The organism is Amycolatopsis sp. FDAARGOS 1241 (assembly GCF_016889705.1).
Lineage (GTDB): Bacteria > Actinomycetota > Actinomycetes > Mycobacteriales > Pseudonocardiaceae > Amycolatopsis.
On the sequence record NZ_CP069526.1, the window covers coordinates 9,275,531 to 9,292,777 of the forward strand.

At 70.7% G+C, this 17,247-nt stretch carries 15 protein-coding genes; 9 read left to right on the plus strand and 6 right to left on the minus strand.

The window, feature by feature from the left end; genetic code table 11:
• Positions 1–562: 562 nt before the first annotated feature.
• Positions 563–964 carry a DUF5318 domain-containing protein gene (locus I6J71_RS45000; RefSeq protein WP_204092426.1) on the minus strand — a complete coding sequence of 134 codons (402 nt, stop codon included), beginning with the start codon at positions 962–964 and terminating at the stop codon, positions 563–565.
• Positions 965–1,212: 248 nt separating this feature from the next.
• On the opposite strand from I6J71_RS45000, the gene I6J71_RS45005 reads away from it, so the two are divergent.
• Together I6J71_RS45005 and I6J71_RS45010 are read left to right on the plus strand one after the other, a co-directional pair.
• Positions 1,213–1,758: a PadR family transcriptional regulator gene (locus I6J71_RS45005; RefSeq protein ID WP_204092427.1), complete on the plus strand. Its 546-nt coding sequence runs from the start codon at positions 1,213–1,215 to the stop codon at positions 1,756–1,758.
• A 71-nt stretch (positions 1,759–1,829) separates the two neighbouring features.
• The gene (locus I6J71_RS45010) at positions 1,830–2,918 is read left to right on the plus strand and encodes an inositol-3-phosphate synthase (RefSeq protein WP_204092428.1); all 1,089 of its coding nucleotides are present in this window, start codon (positions 1,830–1,832) and stop codon (positions 2,916–2,918) included.
• A 101-nt stretch (positions 2,919–3,019) separates the two neighbouring features.
• Here I6J71_RS45010 and I6J71_RS45015 read toward each other — a convergent pair whose 3' ends face one another.
• Positions 3,020–3,661 (minus strand): HAD family phosphatase, encoded by a 642-nt coding sequence (locus I6J71_RS45015; RefSeq protein ID WP_204092429.1) that lies wholly within the window; start codon positions 3,659–3,661, stop codon positions 3,020–3,022.
• Between the two features lie 65 nt (positions 3,662–3,726).
• Between I6J71_RS45015 and I6J71_RS45020 the strand changes: the two genes are divergently transcribed.
• The 6 genes from I6J71_RS45020 to I6J71_RS45045 all read left to right on the plus strand — a co-directional run bounded on the left by I6J71_RS45020 (position 3,727) and on the right by I6J71_RS45045 (position 11,590).
• The gene (locus I6J71_RS45020; RefSeq protein WP_204092430.1) at positions 3,727–4,218 is read left to right on the plus strand and encodes a MarR family winged helix-turn-helix transcriptional regulator; all 492 of its coding nucleotides are present in this window, start codon (positions 3,727–3,729) and stop codon (positions 4,216–4,218) included.
• Positions 4,208–5,428 (plus strand): MFS transporter, encoded by a 1,221-nt coding sequence (locus I6J71_RS45025; RefSeq protein WP_204092431.1) that lies wholly within the window; start codon positions 4,208–4,210, stop codon positions 5,426–5,428. The genes I6J71_RS45020 and I6J71_RS45025 overlap by 11 nt, the downstream gene beginning before the upstream one ends.
• A gap of 161 nt (positions 5,429–5,589) precedes the next feature.
• Positions 5,590–7,674, plus strand: a complete 2,085-nt coding sequence (locus tag I6J71_RS45030; RefSeq protein WP_204092432.1) for a PhoX family phosphatase — start codon at positions 5,590–5,592, stop codon at positions 7,672–7,674.
• A gap of 56 nt (positions 7,675–7,730) precedes the next feature.
• Positions 7,731–9,155, plus strand: a complete 1,425-nt coding sequence (locus I6J71_RS45035) for an SdrD B-like domain-containing protein (protein WP_204092433.1) — start codon at positions 7,731–7,733, stop codon at positions 9,153–9,155.
• Positions 9,156–9,224: 69 nt separating this feature from the next.
• Positions 9,225–10,895: a hypothetical protein gene (locus I6J71_RS45040; RefSeq protein ID WP_204092434.1), complete on the plus strand. Its 1,671-nt coding sequence runs from the start codon at positions 9,225–9,227 to the stop codon at positions 10,893–10,895.
• A gap of 17 nt (positions 10,896–10,912) precedes the next feature.
• On the plus strand, positions 10,913–11,590 hold the full coding sequence (locus I6J71_RS45045; RefSeq protein ID WP_204092435.1) for an SDR family oxidoreductase: 678 nt from the start codon (positions 10,913–10,915) through the stop codon (positions 11,588–11,590).
• Position 11,591: 1 nt separating this feature from the next.
• Here the strand turns inward: I6J71_RS45045 and I6J71_RS45050 are convergent, their stop codons facing one another.
• Positions 11,592–12,899 carry an amidohydrolase family protein gene (locus tag I6J71_RS45050; protein WP_204092436.1) on the minus strand — a complete coding sequence of 436 codons (1,308 nt, stop codon included), beginning with the start codon at positions 12,897–12,899 and terminating at the stop codon, positions 11,592–11,594.
• 34 nt (positions 12,900–12,933) lie between these two features.
• Positions 12,934–13,404, minus strand: a complete 471-nt coding sequence (locus I6J71_RS45055) for a hypothetical protein (RefSeq protein ID WP_204092437.1) — start codon at positions 13,402–13,404, stop codon at positions 12,934–12,936.
• Positions 13,405–13,544: 140 nt separating this feature from the next.
• On the opposite strand from I6J71_RS45055, the gene I6J71_RS45060 reads away from it, so the two are divergent.
• A complete protein-coding gene (locus tag I6J71_RS45060; RefSeq protein WP_204092438.1) occupies positions 13,545–14,558 on the plus strand; it encodes a CHRD domain-containing protein in 1,014 nt (337 codons plus the stop codon).
• Between the two features lie 118 nt (positions 14,559–14,676).
• On the opposite strand, the gene I6J71_RS45065 is transcribed toward I6J71_RS45060, so the two are convergent.
• Together I6J71_RS45065 and I6J71_RS45070 are read right to left on the minus strand one after the other, a co-directional pair.
• Positions 14,677–15,330: a response regulator transcription factor gene (locus tag I6J71_RS45065; RefSeq protein WP_204092439.1), complete on the minus strand. Its 654-nt coding sequence runs from the start codon at positions 15,328–15,330 to the stop codon at positions 14,677–14,679.
• A complete protein-coding gene (locus I6J71_RS45070; protein WP_204092440.1) occupies positions 15,327–17,114 on the minus strand; it encodes a sensor histidine kinase in 1,788 nt (595 codons plus the stop codon). The genes I6J71_RS45065 and I6J71_RS45070 overlap by 4 nt, the downstream gene beginning before the upstream one ends.
• Between the last annotated feature and the right edge of the window lie 133 nt (positions 17,115–17,247).

Below are 17,247 nucleotides of genomic sequence, written 5' to 3' on the forward strand. Positions count from 1 at the left end.
AACCGGTCCGGACCCGTTCGGGCGGCCTGGACCACCCGGGCCCGGCTGGCGGAACCCCTGCGCCGGGCTCGCGGGTCCGCCGTTCGGCCCCGGCGGGCGGTTGCCCGGGGGTGGCGGTGGTTGCCGGCGCGGCGGCATGCCGCCCTGGCCGGTGGGGCGTTGCGGACGCTGGGGTGCCTGCGGCCGCTGCGGCCGGCGGGGCGCGTCGTCGGACGAGGGCCACTGGGGGTTCTGCGCGTTCTGGGGTTTCGGCTCGTCGGAGCTCGGCCACGCCGGTCCGCCGGCGCCACCACCGCGGGCGGCGCGCTGCGGACGCGGTCCACCCCCGTTCGGGCCGCGGCGCGGCGGCGCTTGCCGTTGCGGGCGGCGCGGCGCGTCCTCACCCGGCCACGCGGGTCCCGGTTCTTCCTCCGGCCACTGGGCACGGCGAGGTGCATCGGGCTCCTGGCCGGGCCAGGAGCGGTTGCGGTCGTCGTTCACGAATGGGCCTCCCAGACCGGCGCCGGCGTTCGGGAAGAACCGGTGCGCGCCGCCCTGTGCTCTGCAGCGGTCGTGGTACTCGTCACTGGCCCGCTGTCCTCCGCGGCCGGGTGGGTTGCGGCTCGCCCGTGCCGAGGACGTAGGACAGGACCAGGTGGTTCCAGTGGCACGTCCGGCACACCTCTACGTCGTAGACGGTGAACTCGCCGAACAGCCCCGCCATGCGGGCCAGTTCGTCGGGTGTCCGCGCCGATCCCGAGACGTGCTTCAGCTCGTCCCCGTAGACCCACGACACCAGGGTCAGCGGGGACCGGCGGCACATCGGGCAGGCGCGGTCGTCCGGCCTCCCGTGGAACTTCGCCGCCCTGAGCAGGTAGGGGCTCGCGTCGCACACCTCATGGTCGCCGACGCGTCCGGAGCGGACGCCTGCCAGCAGCGCACGGCGCTGCAAGGCGTAGTCCACGACCTGCCGCTGGTTTAGCACGAGGAACAGAGTACGGGCTCTTTCTGTGCGCGCAGTGCCCCCCGCGAATCGGCACCCAGGGCGACCGGTCGGACACGCCGTTCCTTCGATAACTGTCTGGTGACATTTGCCCTGGTCTGATCACTGCCGGGGGTTACTTCCGCCACTTCGATGTATCGGCGCGATATGGTCGACGAGTAGGTTGACCGAGTCGTACGTCCTTCTGGCAACGGCGGCGGCCGCGGTTTGTTCCCGTGAGGAGGTGTCTTGTGCTCGAACTCGCGATCCTCGGGTTGCTCCACGAGGCGCCGATGCACGGGTACGTGCTGCGCAAGCGCTTGCACGAGACGCTCGGGATGTTCAGGGCGTTCTCGTACGGCTCGCTGTACCCGACGTTGCGCCGGTTGCTGCGGGCGGGCTACCTCGTCGAGGAGCTCGACGAGGCGGACGACCGGGCGTGGTCCCGGCGCGGCCGCCGCGTCTACAAGCTCACCGCCGAGGGCAAGGAGCGGTTCGCCGAACTGCTCGGTGACGCTGGTCCGCAGACCTGGGACGACGAGGGGTTCGGCGTCCACCTGGCGTTCTTCTCGCGGACACCGGCCGACGTCAGGATGCGGATTCTGGAGGGCCGGCGGCGTCGCGTGGAGGAGCGCCGCGAGGGCTTGCGCGAGGCGCTGGCCAGGGCCGAGGAGAAGATCGACCGCTACACCCGCGAGCTGCACCGGCTGGGGCTCGAGTCGAGCGAGCGGGAGGTGCGCTGGCTCAACGAGCTGATCGCGCACGAACAAGCCGAGCAGCGCGACCCGCAGGACTAGGGGTGCGCCGTTCGGGCCGCAACGTCGCGGCAGACCTGCAGATGAAGAAAACGGATTAAGGAGAAACCGGCATGGGCGAGAACCGCCGCGTTCGGGTGGCCATCGTGGGCGTCGGCAACTGCGCCTCCTCGCTGGTCCAGGGTGTGCAGTACTACCGCGACGCGGATCCCGGCACGCGCGTCCCCGGTTTGATGCACGTCCAGTTCGGGGACTACCACGTGCGCGACATCGAGTTCGTCGCCGCGTTCGACGTCGACGCCAAGAAGGTCGGCCGCGACCTCTCGGAGGCGATCTTCGCCAGCGAGAACAACACGATCAAGATCGCCGACGTGCCGCCGCTGGGCGTCACGGTGCAGCGCGGGCACACCTACGACGGCCTGGGGCGCTTCTACCGCGAGACCATCGCCGAGTCCGACGAGGCGCCGGTCGACATCGTCGGCGCGCTGCGCGACGCGAAGGTCGACGTGCTGGTCTCCTACCTCCCCGTCGGCTCCGACGAGGCCGACAAGTTCTACGCGCAGGCTGCGATCGACGCCGGCGTGGCGTTCGTGAACGCGCTGCCCGTGTTCATCGCGTCGGACCCGGAGTGGGCGAAGAAGTTCACCGACGCCGGCGTGCCGATCGTCGGTGACGACATCAAGTCGCAGGTCGGCGCCACGATCACGCACCGCGTGCTGGCGAAGCTCTTCGAGGACCGCGGCGTGCAGCTCGACCGCACGATGCAGCTCAACGTGGGCGGGAACATGGACTTCCTGAACATGAAGGAGCTCGAGCGCCTCGAGTCGAAGAAGATCTCGAAGACCCAGTCGGTGACCTCTCAGGTCGACCGCGAGCTCGGCAAGGGCAACGTCCACATCGGACCGTCGGACTACGTGCAGTGGCTCGACGACCGCAAGTGGGCCTACGTGCGCCTCGAGGGCCGCGCGTTCGGCGACGTGCCGCTGAACCTCGAGTACAAGCTCGAGGTGTGGGACTCCCCCAACTCCGCGGGCATCATCATCGACGCCGTGCGCGCCGCGAAGATCGCGAAGGACCGCGGTATCGGCGGTCCGATCCTGTCGGCGTCGTCCTACTTCATGAAGTCGCCGCCGGAGCAGTACGACGACTCCACCGCGCGCGACGCGGTCGACAAGTTCATCCGGGGCGAGCTCGAGCGCTGAGCGCCCGAAGGGGAAAGGCCCGCCGATCCGTCGGCGGGCCTTTCCCTTGTCAGCGGTTCAGTGCTTGGCCGAGAACAGTGCTTGGCCGAGAACCGTGCTTCTCAGAGACCCAGGGCGGCGGGGAGTTCGTTGATGTCGCGCACCACCGCGGTGGTCTGGGCCAGCACGTCCGGGTCCGGCGGGAAGTGCGGGTTCGGCACCGCGTATACGGCCATCTCCGCCGCGAGCGCCGCGCGCAGGCCGTTGGTCGAGTCCTCCACGGCGGCGCTGCGGCCGGCCGGGACGTTGAGCAGCGTCGCCGCGCGCAGGTAGACGTCGGGTGCGGGTTTGCCGGCGCCGACCTCCTCGCTCGACACCGCGACGGGCACCAGCGACGTGAGGTCGCAGGCGTGCAGGAACGCCTGGATCAGCGCCGGTGGCGACGAACTCGCGATCGCCACCGGGTACCGGCGGGAGACGGTCCGGACCACGTCCGGGGCGCCGTCGATCACGGGCGGGCCGGCTTCGTAGCGCTCGGCCATCCGGCTGACCACGACCTGGGCGATCTCGTCGGGCGTCAGCTGCGCGCCGAGCGTGTTCACCAGGTACGAAGCCCACTCCGGGGTGCTCATCCCTTGCTGTTTTCTGGTCGATTCGGGTAGCCAGGTACCGCCGTGTTCTGCGACGACGTCGCGGCGCACCTCATCCCACATCTTTTCCGAGTCCACCAGTACACCGTCGAGGTCGAAGATCACCGCGTCCACGCCTACAGCGTAGCGTGTGAGCCGAATTACTTCGCCACCCTAACTAAACTTGTTAGCATGGCTAAGTGACTTCCCCGATCGTCGACCTCGCGCACCGGCTCTGGCCGGTCGTCTTCCGGCTCTACTACCTGGTGCGCCGCGAGACCTCGCAGGCGTTGACGCCCACCCAGGGCTCGGTGCTGTCCGAGCTCGTGCGCGTCGGGCCCAGCCGCATGAGCCGCCTCGCTCAGCTCGAAGGCGTGCGCATGCCGTCGATGACCGACGTCGTCGGGCGCCTGGAGCGGCTCGGTCTTGTGACCCGCCGCCCCGACCCGGACGACGGGCGGGCCGTGCTCGTGGAAGCCACGGAAGAGGGTGAGCGCTTCTACGCCGAGCTGGTCGCGGCTCGGGAAGCGCAGATGCGCGAACGGCTGCTGGAGCTGGAGGACGAAGAGCGCGCTGCGATCGACGCCGCGTTGCCCGCGCTCGGCAAGCTGATCCGCGATTTCCACCTCGAACCCTCGAACCCGAAAGACACTGGAAAGTTGGAGGAGGAACTGATCAGCGATGAGCGCTGAGCACCACTCGAGCCTGCTGGACGCGGTCAAGGGCCAGCCCAAGCAGGTGTGGATCACGGCGTTCGCCGCGGTCATCGCGTTCATGGGCATCGGTTTGGTCGACCCGATCCTGCTGTCGATCGCCAAGGGCCTGAACGCGTCCCCGTCGCAGGTCACGCTGCTGTTCACGTCGTACCTCGGCGTGCAGGTGATCGCGATGCTGTTCACCGGCTCGATGTCCGCGCGCTTCGGCGCCAAGCGCACCGTGCTGGTCGGGCTGACGTTGATCGTCGCCGCGACCGCGCTGTGCGCGGCGGCCGGTTCGATCGAGCAACTCGTGGGCCTGCGGGCGCTGTGGGGGCTGGGCAACGCGTTTTTCATCGCCACCGCGCTGTCGGTGATCGTCGGCGCCGCCACGGGCGGGCAGTCCGGGGCGATCCTGTTGTACGAAGCCGCGCTGGGTGTCGGCCTGTCCGTGGGCCCGCTGCTGGGTGCGCTGCTCGGCACGATCTCGTGGCGCGGCCCGTTCCTGGGCACGGCCGTGCTGATGGCCGGCGCGCTGGTCCTGTGCACGGTGTTCCTGAAGAGCGATTCCCACGAGAAACGCACGCCGATCAAGCTGCTCGACCCGATCCGCGCGCTCAAGCACCCGGGCCTGCTGCGCACTTCGGTCGCTTCGGCGCTGTACACGGCCGCGTTCTTCGCGGTGCTGGCGTGGTCGCCGTTCGTGCTGGGCTGGAACGCGATCGCGGTCGGCCTGATCTTCTGCGGCTGGGGTCTGTGCGTCGCGGTCGCCGGGGTGGTGTTCGCGCCGAAGCTCGCCGCGCGGTTCGGCGAACGGCACGCGGCGGCGCTCGCCGTGGTCGGCTACACCGTGCTGATGTTGGTGCTGGCCGTGCCCAGCAAGACTGTCGTGGTCATCGGGATCGTGCTCTCCGGGCTCGTGTCGGGTCTGCTGAACACGCTGTTCACCGGCACCGCGATGTCGATCAGCGGTGCGCCGCGGCCGGTGGCGAGCGCGGGCTACAACTTCTGCCGGTGGCTGGGCGGTGCGGTGGCCGCGACGCTCGTCGGCCACGTCGCCGACTGGCTCGGCTGGGAGCAGGGCCCGTTCGTGATCGCGGCCGTGCTGTGCCTCGTCGCCGCGGTGCTGCTGTCGCTGCGCGAGAAGAAGGCCGACGCGCGTGAGCTGCCGAAGGAAGCCGCACTGGTGGGTGAGGAAGAGCTCTGACCCACGCTCCGCCGAAGCCCCCGGACGACCCGTCCGGGGGCTTCACGTAGTTGATGCCCAACGGTCTTAATACACCCGCTCTTCACCTTTTGGTCCGATGTGATCACGTTTGGCCGCATACGGTCGCGTTTGTTCCCCAACCGAAGCGACCTGGAGGCCCTGTGTCCCTGGAGCGCGGGCGACTGCTGCCCCTGTTCACCACCCACCCCGGCGGCCGATCTCGCCTCACGTGCGAGTACCGCTGCGGCAACGCGTGTTCACAGGAAGCCCCGAACCCCTCGGGCAACGAGTACTTCGGCGACGTCGCCAAGAGCGTCTCGCGCCGCGGTGTGTTCAAGGCCGGCGCGGTGATGGCCGCGGCCGCGGGCGGGTTCGCCGCGCTGTCGGGCACCGCCACCGCGGCGCCCGCGAAGGACGACGGCCACGGCGGCGGGCACCAGCGGCCGGTTCCCGGCACGGACTTCGACGCGGTGCCGCCGAACAAGCACGACCGCGTCAGCATCCCCGAAGGCTACGACCAGCACGTGGTGATCCGCTGGGGCGAGGCCGTGGTGCCGGGCGCGCCGAAGTTCGACTTCCACAAGCAGACGACGGCCGCGCAGGCCAAGCAGTTCGGCTACAACAACGACTTCGTCGGCCTGATCCCGCAGGACTCCCTCGGGCTGCGCAACTTGCTCGTCGTCAACCACGAGTACACGACCGAGGTCCACCTGTTCCCGGCCGAGCAGTACGACCCCGCGAACCCGACCGAGGAGCAGGTGAAGATCGCGTGGGCGGCCCACGGTCTGTCCGTGGTCCAGACCGCGCGCGACCCGATCGGCGGCGCACTGCGCACGGTGGCGAGTCCGCTCAACCGCCGCATCACGCTCGACACGATCTTGGAGGTGTGCGGGCCGGCGGCCGGCTCGAAGTACCTCAAGACGTCGGCCGACCCTTCGGGCACACGCGTGCGTGGCACGCAGAACAACTGCTCCGGCGGGGTCACGCCGTGGGGCACCGTGCTCTCGGGTGAGGAGAACTTCCACCAGTACTTCGCCAACGCCGACAAGTTGACGGACCCGGAGCAGGCCGCGCGGCTCAGGCGCTACGTGATCGGCACCGGCGAGAGCACGCGCAAGTGGGAGCGCTTCGACAAGCGCTGGGACGTCGCCGAGGAGCCCAACGAGCCCAACCGGTTCGGCTGGGTCGTGGAGATCGACCCGGACGACCCGCACTCCACGCCGATCAAGCACACCGCACTCGGCCGCTTCAAGCACGAGGCCGCGAACGTGAAGATCACCGCCGACGGCCGCGTCGCCGTGTACTCCGGCGACGACGAGCGGTTCGAGTACATCTACAAGTTCGTGTCGAAGGGCAAGTACAAGAAGGGCAACTCCGCCCAGGCTCGGCGCCACAACTCGGCGCTGCTCGACGACGGCACGCTGTACGTCGCGAAGTTCACCGGCGACAGCCCGGCCGCGGAGATCGGCGGCACCGGCAAGCTCCCGGCCGACGGCGAGTTCGACGGCGCCGGCGAGTGGCTCCCGTTGGCGAGCGGGAACAAGTCCTTTGTGGAGGGTTTCACCGCTGAGGAGGTGTACGTCTTCACGCGCCAGGCGGCCGACAAGGCGGGCGCCACCAAGATGGACCGGCCCGAGGACATCGAGCCCAACCCCGTCAACGGCCGGATCTACGCCGCGCTCAACAACAAAACCGACCGCGGCGCGGCGGGCAAGGCGGGCGTCGACGAAGCGAACCCGCGCGTGGGCAACAAAAACGGCCACGTGCTCGAGTGGGAAGAGGCTCGTGGCGACGCGGCGTCGACCCGGTTTTCCTGGCGGCTGCTGCTCGTCTGCGGTGACCCGGCCACGGCCGACACCTACTTCGGCGGTTTCCCGAAGAACCAGGTCAGCCCGATCTCGTGCCCGGACAACGTCGCGTTCGACCCGCACGGCAACCTGTGGCTCTCCACCGACGGCAACACGCTCGGCGCGAACGACGGCCTGTTCTCCGTGCCCGTCTCGGGCCCGGAACGCGGGCACGTGAAGCAGTTCCTGTCCGCGCCGGTGGGCGCGGAGACGTGCGGGCCGGTCGTCACCGACCACCGCGTGCTCGTCGCCGTGCAGCACCCGGGTGAGAACGCCGCGAGTTCCGCCAGTCCGTCGTCGCACTGGCCCGACGGTGGCACCACGCAGCCGCGGCCGTCGATCGTTTCGGTGTGGCGCAAGGGCCGCTTCGGTCTCGCCGGCCGCATCGGCGTGCGGTAACTCTTTGGGGTGTTTCCCGCTGCGCGGGCCCGGGGCGGGGCAATAGCGTCGGGCCCGTGAGGCGGGTTGGGAAAGTCGCGATCGGACGTTCGGCGGGCGCGTCGGCCTGTACCTTCGTGCTGGCGGGCGCGCTCGTCGTCGTCCTCCCCGGGGTCTTCTCCGGCAGCGCGGCACCGGTCGCTTCCGCGAACAGAGTCGCGCCCGCGTGCGGAGGCGTGGCCCCGAACCCGAGCGTCGAGCAGACGACCGAGGCCGGCGGCGCGCCGCAGGGGTACCTGTTCACCCCCGCCGCGCCCGTGCCGCGCAGCACGCCGCCGGACAAGGTGCCGAAGCTCGTCACCGACAGCGCGCACGCGACGGACGGCAAGCTGAACGCGCAGATCCAGACGCCCGACGGCCGCGTCAGCTCCGCGAGCCAGACGCTGCCCGCCGCGCCTGGCTCCGTCTTCACGCTCTCGGCGTACACGGGTTCCGTCGGCTCGGCCCTGTCCGAGCGCGGGAACGCGCAGTCGGCCGGCCTGCGCTTCACGGATGCCACGGGCCGGACGCTGCTGGAGAAGGCGCAGGACGTCACGCACGACGTGACCTCGGACGGCAAGCTGGCGCGCCAGGACTTCCCGGCGCAGACGGCGCCCGAGAAGACGGCGAACGTCACCTTCTTCGCCAGCACCAACCACAACTGGGTGCTGTGGGACTGCGTCGACCTGCAGGAAGCGGCGTACACGGTGAAGGAAGAGGTGCAGAACCCCATCACCGGCGAATGGGGTGCGTCCGCGACCATCCCGGCCGGCGAAACCGCGCACTACCGCACGACTGTGACGAACTCGGGCACGGCACCACTGACCGGCGTGCTCGTGAAGGACTCGTGGTGCACGGGCCTGCCGGGGGCGTTCGACCTGGCGCCCGGTGCGTCGCGACAGCTGCCGTGCGACCACCCGAACCTGGCCGAGAACGACACGGGCCACGTCAACAAGGTCACCGTCACCGGCGTCAAGGCGCCGAGCGGTCCGCTCACCGACCAGACGGCGACCGCGTCGATCACCGTGACTCCCCTGCCGCTGATCGACAAGGTCGGCGACCGCGCGTGGCGCGACGACAACCGCAACGGCTTGCAGGACGACGGCGAGCCGGGCGTGCCCGACATCCCCGTGACGCTGAAAGACGGCGCCGGCAGCACGCTCGCGGCCACGAAAACCGGCGCCGACGGCACGTACGCCTTCGACAAGCGCAAGGACGGCACGTACCAGGTGTGCTTCGACGTTTCGCACCTGCCGGACGGGCTGACCGTCACGAAGGCCGCGGCCGGTGACCCGGCCAAGGACTCGGACGCCGACACCACAACCGGCTGCACAGCGGCGTTCACGCTGGGCGGCGACCACCGCGAGAACCTCGACGAGGACCTCGGCCTGGCGCCGCCACCCCCGCCGCCTCCGGCGCCGGCCCCGAGTTCGACGACACCCCCGCCCCCGCCGACCCCCTGAACGGCTCTGCCCGTTCCACCGGCTGCCCGAGTGGGAGACTGGCGAGGCGAGGAGTCGGGGAGAGGGGCCATGACCACTGCTGCACCTGCCACCACTACCGGCGTGGCGCCTGCGAAGCCGTGGTTCAGACACCCCACCAGCTGGCTCATCGCCGCCACGCTGATCGTCTACGCGTACCTCGCGTGGCGGCGGCGCTGGATGTCGGACGACGGGCTGCTGGTGCTGCGCACCGTCCGGCAGATTCTGGCCGGGCACGGGCCGGTGTTCAACATCGGCGAGCGCGTCGAAGCCAGCACGAGCCCGCTGTGGACGTGGCTGCTGGCCGGGATCGGCACGATCCCGGGGCCGGCGCTGGAGTGGCTGTCGGTGGTCACCGGCTTGGTGTGCGCGGTCGCGGGACTCTTCTTCGCGATGGACGGCGCGCGCCGGCTCTACGGCGGCCCGGTCGTGCCGGCGGGCGCGCTGATCGTGTGCGCGCTGCCGCCGTTCCGCGACTTCGCGACGTCCGGCCTCGAAACGGGGCTGGCGATGCTGTGGCTCGGGCTCACGTGGTGGCTGCTCGTGCGCGGCAAGGCGGCGAAGACGACGGCGTTCGTGATCGGGCTGGGTGTGCTCGTGCGTCCGGACCTGGCGTTGTTCAGCATCGTCGCGTTCGCCGCGCTGGTGCTGCTGCGGCGGCCGTCGCTGCGGGCGGGGTTCGGCTGGCTCGGGGTCGGGCTCGCGTTGCCGGTCGCGTACCAGGTGTTCCGGATGGGCTACTACGGCCTGCTGGTGCCGAACACGGCGCTGGCCAAGGAAGCCGGCGAAGCCAACTGGCCGCGCGGCTTCGCGTATTTGCTGGACCTCATCGACCCGTACTACCTGTGGCTGTCGCTGCCGTTGCTGGCGGTCGCCGCGTACCTGAGCCGGAAGTCGCGGATCCTCACGCTCGCGCCGGTGGCCGGCGCGGTGCTATTGGCCGCGTACGTCGTGCGGGTCGGCGGGGATTTCATGCACGGCCGGATGCTGCTGCCCGCGTTGTTCACGCTGCTGCTGCCGGTGATGGCGCTGCCGTGGACGCGGCGGACTTTCGCGCTGCTGGCGGGGGTGGCCGTGTGGTCGGTGGCCGCGGCGGGGTGGTTGCGCGTGCCGTACGAGAACCTCCATTCGGCCGTCGGGGTCACGGACGAACGGGCGTACTGGTCGTGGGCGACGGGCAACGCGCACCCGGTACTGGCGGCGGACTTCATGGGTGAGCCGGTGATGCGCGCGGCCGTGGCGGCCACCGATGCGACGCACTCGCCGGCCGTGCTCGTGTACAGCTACGGGGAGAAGCGCTGGTACACGTTCCCGACGGACCGGCCGTACGTGACGCTCGCGGCCGACAGCATGGGCGCGATCAGCAACCTGGTGCCGCTCGACGTCCGCATCCACGACGGCTACGGCCTGGCCGGCGACCTCGGCTCGCACTCCACGTCGATCCCCGGCGGGCGGCCGGGCCACTCGAAGTGGCTCACGGCGGCGTGGGAGATCGCCGACGCGGGCCGCGGCGACGTCGCGGTCGACGGGCAGGTCCACGTGTACCCACCGTCGGAAATCGAAGCGGCGCGGCAGGCGTTGCGCTGCCAGGGCGAGCAGGACGTGCTGACGTCGACGCGCTCGCCGCTCACGTTCGGTCGCTTCGTCGACAACTTCGCCGGTTCGGTGAGCCGCACGGGCATCCGTTTCGACCGCGACCCCCGAGCGGCCGCCGCCTGCTGACGCCTACGGTGGATCGCATGACCGATCTTCCCCTCGCCCTGGTCACCGGTGCCTCCCGTGGCATCGGCGCCGCCGTCGCCCACCAGCTCGCCCCGACCCACCGGCTCCTGCTGGGCGGGCGCGATGAGGCCGCGCTCGGGAAGGTGGCCGCCGAACTGCCGGGCGCCGAGCCGTGGCGGGTCGACCTGACGGACACCGCGTCACTGGCGGAAGCCGCGGCGCGGATCGATCGCCTCGACGTGCTCGTCCACTCCGCGGGCGCCGCCGCGCTGAACCGCATCGCCGACGCGACCGCCGAAGACTGGCGCGTGAACTACGAGGTCAACGTGGTCGCCGTCGCCGAGCTGACGCGCCTGCTGCTGCCCGCCCTGCGCGCCGCCCGGGGCCACGTCGTCGTCATCAACTCCGGTTCCGGCCGCACCGCCCGCGCGGGCTGGGGTCCGTACGCCGCATCGAAGTTCGCCGTCCGCGCCTTCGCCGACGCCCTCCGCGAAGAGGAGGCGGATCTGCGCGTCACCACCGTCTACCCGGGCCGCACCGACACGGACATGCAGCGCTCCGTCATCGAGCACGAGGGCGGCGAGTACGACCCGAGCCGCTTCCTGCGCACGGATTCCGTCGCCACCGCTGTGCTGACGGCCGTGTCGGCCAGCCCGGAGGCCCACGTCACGGAGCTGATCCTCCGTCCGCGGTGACTCAGGCCCGCAGCCGCGCCGCGGTGTCGGCGGCCGAGGCCTGCACTTTCGCCCGGTCCACCCGCGTCGGCTCGGCGTCCACGACGACCTGCTCGCCGGCGACCCACACGTCGCGGACGCGACGGGAACCGGCGGCCCACACGAGGTTCGACAGCAGCTGCTCGTCGGGCACGTCCAAGCCCGCCGCGAAGGCCGGGTCGTCGAGGTCGACGTGGACGAGGTCGGCCCAGCGACCCGGTTCGAGGGCGCCCAGGTCGGGGCGGCCGAGGGCCTCGGCGCCGCCGCGGGTCGCCATCAGCAGCACGTCCGCGGCGGTGAGGACCGTGGAATCGTTGGTGGCCAGGCGGGCCAGCATGGCCGTGAGCTGCAGCTCTTCCCACAGGTCGAGGTCGTCGTTGGACGCGGGGCCGTCGGTGCCGAGGCCGATGGCCACCCCGGCGTCGCGGAGGTCCTTGATGCGCGCGATGCCGGACGCCAGCTTGGCGTTGGACCCCGGGCAGTGGGCCACGCCGACGCCACGCGCGGCGAACAGCGCGATGTCCTCGTCGGACAGGTGGATGGAATGCGCGGCGAGCGTCCGCCCGGCGAACACGCCCAGCGAGTCCAGCAGCCGGGGCACCGAGCCGTACTCCGCGCGCTGGGCGACGTCCTCGTTCGCGGCTTCGGCGACGTGGATCTGCACCAGCGCGCCGCGCGCGGCGGCCGACTCCGCGGTGGCGCGCAACCCGTCCGGCTTCAGCATGTACGCCGAGTGCGGGCCGTAACCCAGCTCAACGCGGTCACCCGGGCCGAAGCGCAAGCCGTCGGCGTCGATCCAGCGGTCGATCGCTGCCAGGGACGTCTTCCAGTCCATCCCCGGCAGCTCGAGCACCGGCGGCGCCACGAGCACGCGCCCGCCCGTCGTCAGCACGGCGTCCACGAGCTGCTCGCCCTCGAAGTACATCTCGGCGCTGGTCGTGACGCCGTGGCGCAGCATCTCGACGGAACCCAGCAGCATCCCCGCCCGGATGTCCTCCGGCCGCAACTTCGCCTCGGTCGGCCAGATGATCTCGCGCAGCCACCGCAACAGCGGCAGGTCGCCACCCATGCCGCGCAGCAGCGTCATCGGGCTGTGCGCGTGGGTGTTCACCAGTCCGGGCAGCAGGATCCCGCTGAGCCGCGTCTGCTCACCCGTGAACTCGGGCGCCTCCGCGGCCCGCCCCACGAACGCGATCCGCCCGGCATCGTCGACGTCCACGACGGCGTCGCGCAGCAGCGAGCAGGCGGGATCGGCGGGCAGGACCACAGGTGCGTGGAAGCGGTGTGACATGCCGAGATATTACGGGCGTCCCGGACACCCGCGCTCACGGCGTCTTCTTGATCAGCTTCCCGTCCGCGCCGACGACGAACCACAAGTTGTCCACGCCCTGGCCGTCGATGTCGCCCGGACCCTGGTCGCCGACGAAGTAGTACAGCGGCCACTTCCCGTACTTCGCCTGCTCGACACCCGGCGTTCGCTCGGTCGCCGCGAGCAGTTTCTGATCCGCGCCGTCGCCGGCCTTGAAATCCTTGCCGCCGGTGAGCGCGGGCCACGTTTCCAGGCACCCTTCCTTGCACGTGCTGATGCCCGAACTGTCATCCGCGAAGGCATAAAGGGTCCTTCCCGCGGAATCCGTGAGAATGGGCCCGACGCTGGACTGCCCGATGACCACATCCCCCGCCGGAGCGGGCGCCGAGCCCGCGGGTGCGGAAGCGGAACCGCTGGTCGTGGCCGTGCTGCACGCGGCGAGGGTGCCGAGCAGGGCAGCACCGGCCAGGACGATCGAGACACGCATGATGAACTCCTCCACCGATCACGTCGAATTCGCGACGACACACGGCAGTGGCGGCGAAACGGTTCAGCCGGATTTTCCGCTGAACCGCTGCGCGCCCGGGTGCGTGTCCGACTGCGAATCCGTCGTGAAAGGACGAACCCATGCGAGCACGAATCGCGATCGCGGCAGCGCTGACCGCCGGCCTCGGCCTCCTCGGTGCCGCCACGGCCACCGCCAGCCCGATGAGCACCGACCCGACTGCGCCGACCATGCCCGGCATGAGCATGGACATGCCGGGCATGAACATGCCGAGCCCGGGCACGCAGGCGAAAGCCAAACCCCCGGCCAGTCTCTCGGCCGCGATGCAGCGGTCGCAGCAGAAGCCGATCTTCTTGCAGGCCAAGCTGACCGGCGCCAACGAGGTGCCGGTGGCGGGTAAACCCGCCGTCGGCGACCCGAAGGGCAGCGCCACGGGCATCGTCGAGGTGCAGGGGAACAAGGTCACCTACGCGTTCTCGTGGAAGGGCATCAGCGCCCCCACGCTCGGCCACATCCACGAGGGCGTCGCCGGCGTGAACGGGGACGTGAAGGTGCCGCTGTTCGGCACCCCGATGCCCGACACCGTCAACGCCGCGGCCGGCACCGCGACGATCACCGACCAGGCCACCGCCGACGGCCTGCGCAAGAACCCGGCCGGCTTCTACCTCAACCTGCACACCAAGGAGTTCCCCGGCGGCGCCGTCCGTGGCCAGCTCAGCCCGCTGCGCTCCACGCCGGACATGCTGAAGCTGCTGCAGATCGGCGGCCTGCACGCGCTGATGTCGGGCTTCCAGGAGGTCAAGGCTGCCCCGGGCGAGCCGAAGGCCGGTGACCCGAAGGCCAACGCCGTCGCGTTCGTCCGCCCGAGCGGCACGCAGGTGTCGTTCTCCTTCGCGTGGTTCGGCTTCCAGCCCACCCTCGCGCACATCCACAAGGGCACCTTCGGCAAGAACGGCCCGGTCGTGGTGCCGCTGATCGGCACCACCGTGCCCGAGGGCGTCTTCGCCGTGTCCGGTACCGCGACCGGCCTCGACCGGGCGCTGGTGAGCGACATCGCCCGCCACCCGCTGTCGTACTACGCGAACCTGCACGACGCCGCCTTCCCCGGTGGCGCTGCGCGCGGCCAGCTCTTCTGACCCCGCGTAACGGCAAGGGGCCGGCACACCACGTGCCGGCCCCGTGTCGTTGTGAAGAGTGTCGTTGTGAAGTGTGTCGTTGTGGAGAAAGTGGTTGGGAAGAGTGCCGTCCGGAGACTCAGTCCACGACCCCGCTGCGCCACGCCCACGCGGCGATCTCCACGCGGTTGCGCGCGCCGACCTTGCCCTGCACCGAAGCCAGGTGCGTTTTCACCGTCGAGAGCGACAGGTACAGCTCCTGCCCGATCTCCGTGTTCGTCAGGCCGCGAGCGGCGGCCTTGACCACGTCGAGCTCACGCGCGGTGAGCGGTTCGGCCGGGGGCGGCACGTCCCGCCTGTGCCCGTTCGAGCCGTCGAAGTGCTTCAGCAGCCGCACGGTGATCTGCGGCGAGACGAGCGCGTCGCCGCGGTCGGCGGCGCGGATGGCCTCGATCAGCAGCGCCGGGCCCGCGTCCTTGAGCAGGAAGCCGCTCGCGCCGTTGCGCAGCGCGGTGTGCACGTATTCGTCGAGGTCGAACGTCGTGACCACCACGACCTTCAGCGGGTCGGTGACCTCCGGGCCCGCCAGCTGCCGCGTCACCTCCAGCCCGTCGAGACCGGGCATGCGGATGTCGAGCAGGCAGACGTCCGGGCGCAGCTCACGCGCCTTGGTGACGGCCGAGACGCCGTCGGCGACGTCGGCCACCACCTCGATGTCGTCCTGCGCGTCCAGGATCATGCGGAACCCCATCCGCACCATCTCCTGGTCGTCCGCGATCAGTACCCGGATCACTCGTCATCCCCGTTCGCCTCGAGTGGCAGCCACGCTTCCACGCGCCAGCCGCCGTCGGGCCCGCGCCCGGCCGTGAGCCGTCCGTGCAGCAGGGCGACGCGCTCGCGCATGCCGACCAGACCGTAGCCGCCCGACCCACCGGCCGGTCGGTGAGCCCGCTCGCGGCCGTTGTCGCGCACTTCGAGGTGCAGTTCGTTGCGGACGACTTCCGCGTGGACCAGCGCTTCCGTCGCGTCGGCGGCGTGCTTGCCCACGTTGGTGAGCGACTCCTGCACGAGCCGAAGGGCCGAGCGGCCGACCTCGTGGGGCAGGTGCGGCGGCAGGTTGAGCACCAGCGTCGTTTCGATGTTGTGGTTGGCGCCCTCGACGAGCTTGCGCAGGTCCGCGTCGAGGTCGGTGGTCGCCTGCTCGCTCAGCTCGCTGGCCCCCGCGGGCGCGTCTCCGCGCATGCTGCGCACGAGCCGGCGCATCGCCGCGAGCGCCTCCGTGCCCGCGTCCTCGATGCGGCCCATCGCCTCGAGCGCGAGCTGCGGGTTCTTCTCGCCCATCATCCGCGCGGCCTGCGCCTGCACGACGATGCCCGTGACGTGGTGCGCGACGACGTCGTGCAGCTCCCGGGCGAGCGCCATCCGCTCGGTGGTCTGCGCGTCGGTGACCGCCGCCTTCATCACCTGCGTGCGCTCGGAGTCGCGCGAGCGCAGGAAGAGCCCGACGGCCACGGAGATGCCGAGCACCAGACCGGCGGCCACCACGAGCGAGCCGAGTTCCTGCGGGTCGGTCATCAACCGGTAGGGCCCGGGGTGCGTGTTCAGGAAGGCGCCGATGGCCACCGGGATCGCCAGCACCGTGATGCGGGGCCACGCCTTCGCGAGCGGCACCGCGCGCACGAGGTTCACCACCACACCGATCCCGGCGACAATCTGCGTCGGCGAGGTCCCGGCCACGAGCGGGTAGTCGTAGCCGAGGTGCAGGAAGGGCGTCACCAGCGACGACAGCAGAAGCAACCCGGCCACGCCGAGGATCGCGTCGCCCGGCCGCCGCGGCGAGAGCACGGCGATCACGGCTGCGCCGATGGAGCAGAAGAGCACCGGGAATCCGCGCGTGCCGCTGTCGTAGCTGTAGCCGAACTCGAATAGCAGCGCTATCGCGAGCGCGGCGATGAGCGGCCACTGTCCCATCACCAGCGCGTTGACCCGCCGCAGGCGCCGCATCCGCTTCTCGCTCGGGCCGGTCCGCGTGCGGCCCGACACCCCGATCACCACGGCCGCTCCGAGCAGGAAGCTGCCGAACAGCAACGCCGACAGGATCGTCGAGTCCGAGATGTCCCCGTAGGTGTAGCGGCCGAACACCGCGATCAGCGCACCGACCACGAGCGAGGAGATCACCGCGAACGCCACGCCCGGGCGCACCCGGCGGGCGACGTAGTAGACCATTTCGGTCCCCGCCACGACGTCGGTGATCGACAGGTTCGCGAGCACGCTCGAATACGCCGGCGTGTGCAGGTAGCGCTGGAAGATCGTGAAGAACGCGAGCGCGAACGCCCCGACCATCGCCGCCACCGCGGCTCGCCGGCGTGCCCAGATCGCGCACCCGACCATGGCGACGATGCCGGGGAGCAACGCGAAGTCGACGAACCCGGGGCCGTGGTTGTCGAGCGCCGCGTCGGTGATGAAGACGAGGTCGAACAGCAGCGAAGCGAGCAGCACCACCACGGGCATGCCGAGGCGGCGCACGAGTTCGGCCACGCGCGCGGAAAAGGACTGGACAGGTGGGGCTTCGGGCACAACCGAACGGTAGAGGATCCGGGCCCGCGCGCACCTTGGCCAGGTGGTTCGAGCCGCATCGGCCGATCGGCCGATGCCGGTGATCGGCGGACTGGCCGTCTGCCCGAAGTGGACCCCGGGCCCGCTGGGCGAA

Excerpts from the sequence above, each read along its gene's own strand:
- I6J71_RS45060 (WP_204092438.1), top strand. The coding sequence starts at position 13,545 with ATGCGAGCACGAATCGCGATCGCGGCAGCGCTGACCGCCGGCCTCGGC.
- I6J71_RS45050 (WP_204092436.1), bottom strand. The coding sequence starts at position 12,899 with ATGTCACACCGCTTCCACGCACCTGTGGTCCTGCCCGCCGATCCCGCC.
- I6J71_RS45055 (WP_204092437.1), bottom strand. The coding sequence starts at position 13,404 with ATGCGTGTCTCGATCGTCCTGGCCGGTGCTGCCCTGCTCGGCACCCTC.
- I6J71_RS45040 (WP_204092434.1), top strand. The coding sequence starts at position 9,225 with ATGACCACTGCTGCACCTGCCACCACTACCGGCGTGGCGCCTGCGAAG.
- I6J71_RS45010 (WP_204092428.1), top strand. The coding sequence starts at position 1,830 with ATGGGCGAGAACCGCCGCGTTCGGGTGGCCATCGTGGGCGTCGGCAAC.
- I6J71_RS45045 (WP_204092435.1), top strand. The coding sequence starts at position 10,913 with ATGACCGATCTTCCCCTCGCCCTGGTCACCGGTGCCTCCCGTGGCATC.
- I6J71_RS45025 (WP_204092431.1), top strand. The coding sequence starts at position 4,208 with ATGAGCGCTGAGCACCACTCGAGCCTGCTGGACGCGGTCAAGGGCCAG.